This is a genomic window from Halomonas sp. (genome assembly GCF_041689495.1).
Lineage (GTDB): Bacteria > Pseudomonadota > Gammaproteobacteria > Pseudomonadales > Halomonadaceae > Halomonas.
Genome location: NZ_JBDNGD010000216.1, coordinates 1 through 2,002, shown reverse-complemented (window position 1 = coordinate 2,002; position 2,002 = coordinate 1). Strand labels below are relative to the sequence as shown.

Annotated in this window: 2 protein-coding genes; both read left to right on the top strand. The window is 64.8% G+C overall.

The window, feature by feature from the left end; all coding sequences use genetic code 11:
* Positions 1-176: 176 nt before the first annotated feature.
* Positions 177-863, top strand: coding sequence for an FKBP-type peptidyl-prolyl cis-trans isomerase (locus ACESMD_RS07775; protein WP_372611930.1), 687 nt, complete (start codon positions 177-179; stop codon positions 861-863).
* 10 nt (positions 864-873) lie between these two features.
* Positions 874-1,905: a poly(3-hydroxybutyrate) depolymerase gene (locus ACESMD_RS07770; RefSeq protein ID WP_372611928.1), complete on the top strand. Its 1,032-nt coding sequence runs from the start codon at positions 874-876 to the stop codon at positions 1,903-1,905.
* The last annotated feature ends 97 nt before the right edge of the window (positions 1,906-2,002 follow it).

Genomic DNA, 2,002 nt, shown 5'->3' with positions numbered 1-2,002 from the left:
TGTTGATGTGACTCCAGAGAAGCGCAAAGTTCCCGCCATGTCAAGCAGCCACGCGCCCGTTGACGGGGCCATCGGACGGATGCGGAACCGACCCGGCCCTGTTAGGGTCACACGGACTCGATCCACCCTTATCCATCAAACCAAGGCGCCAAGGCGCCCAACCAAAAGGCTTGTTCATGAAGACACTGCTGACCTCCGCTTCCCTGGTCGCCCTGCTGGGCGCCGCCTCCATGGCACTGGCCGCCCCGGAAACCGAAGATGAGCGCCTGGGCTACAGCCTCGGCGTGACACTCGGACAGAGCATCCAGCAGGATGTCACCGACCTCGATGTCGATGCCTTCACCCAGGCCATCAGCGATGTCTTCGCAGGCGGTGAACTGGCGATGAGCGACGAGGAAATGGCCGAGGCGCTGATGGCCTTCCAGCAGGAGGCCATGGCCGCCCGCGAAGCCGAGACCGCTCAGCAAGCAGAGGCCAATCGCGCCGAGGGCGAGGCCTACCTGGCGGAGAACGCCGAGCAGGAAGGTGTGACTATCACCGACTCGGGTCTGCAGCATCGAGAGCTGGAAAGCGGTGACGGCGACACCCCGGGAGCCGATGATACCGTCGAGGTGCATTACGAGGGCAAGTTGATCGACGGCACCGTGTTCGACAGTTCCTACGAGCGTGGCGAGCCGGTGAGATTCCAGGTCGGCCAGGTGATCCAGGGCTGGCAGGAAGCCCTTCAGTTGATGAGCGTGGGCGATACCTGGGAGATCGTGATTCCCTCCGATCTGGCCTATGGCGACCAGGGTCAGGGGCCCATCGGGCCTCACGAGACACTGATCTTCACGGTCGAACTGCTCGGTATCGACGACGAATGATCTGCTGCCCATGAAGATCCCCGCCTCACCATTGACGGTCGGCCTTCTCCTGGGATTGACGGCCTGCCCCGTGGCCGCTCAGACGCCACCCGCCGAGCTTCCGCGTCTTGGTCTGAATTCCGAGTCGACCAGCGTGGTCGGAGTCTCGTCGGGGGGCTACATGGCAACCCAACTGGCCGTTGCCTGGCCGAGCCGCTTCGAGGGTCTCGGCGTTCTCGCCGCCGGCCCCTGGGGCTGCGCTCAGGGCACTCTGGGCCTGGCACTGGGCCAATGCATGTATACCCGGCTGGGGCCTCCCGACATGGCCGCCCTGGAAGCGCGCCATCGGGACTATCTGGAACGGGATCTGGTGGGCAGCCTCGAGTCACTGGCGTCATTGAGGGCCTTCGTCTGGCAAGGCGGCGAAGACGATATCATTGCCCCCTCGCTGGGCAGGGCCCTGGCGGAACAGCTCTCGGGATGGCTGGCAGATCCCGAGGCACAGTTACGCTATCTCGAGACCGATGGTGCCGGCCATGGCTGGCCTATCGACGCCAAGCCACGTGTGGCCCCGAGCGAGGAGGACGACTGTCAATCGGGGAACAGCGCTTACCTGCTGGCCTGCGACCCGGATATCGCCGGCGAGGCCTTGACCTGGTTGCATGGCGACCTCACCCCTCCGGAGCCCGACGCGAAGCTTGCGGGCACCCTGACGCGATTCGACCAGTCGGCATTCGATACCAAGGGATTCGCCGACAGCGGCTACCTGTTCGTACCGGAGGGATGTGAAATGGGTGGCTGCGACCTGACCATCGCCCTGCACGGCTGTGGCATGGCCAGCGAGACACTCGGCGAGACCTTCATGCGCCACAACGGGCTGAATGCCTGGGCAGGCGCCAACCATCGCGTGGTGCTCTACCCCCAGGCGGAAGCCAGCCTGGCCAACCCTCTACATGACTCCCGCCAAGGCAGTCAGGTCTCGGCGCTGATGGCCATGATCGACAGGCTCGAGGCGCCCGTCGGCGCGGGCCTCCTTACGCCACGTGTAGACGGTGCCCAGTGAGATGCTTTCCTGCTCGGCCACCTCTTTGGGGCTGAGGTGGTGTGGTGGCAGCAGCTTGGCCACAACCACCTGGCGGCGTTCCTCGGAATAGCGAGGC

Bases quoted from the DNA above. Each gene is read 5' to 3' on its own strand.
- ACESMD_RS07775 (WP_372611930.1), top strand. From the start codon at position 177: ATGAAGACACTGCTGACCTCCGCTTCCCTGGTCGCCCTGCTGGGCGCC.
- ACESMD_RS07770 (WP_372611928.1), top strand. From the start codon at position 874: ATGAAGATCCCCGCCTCACCATTGACGGTCGGCCTTCTCCTGGGATTG.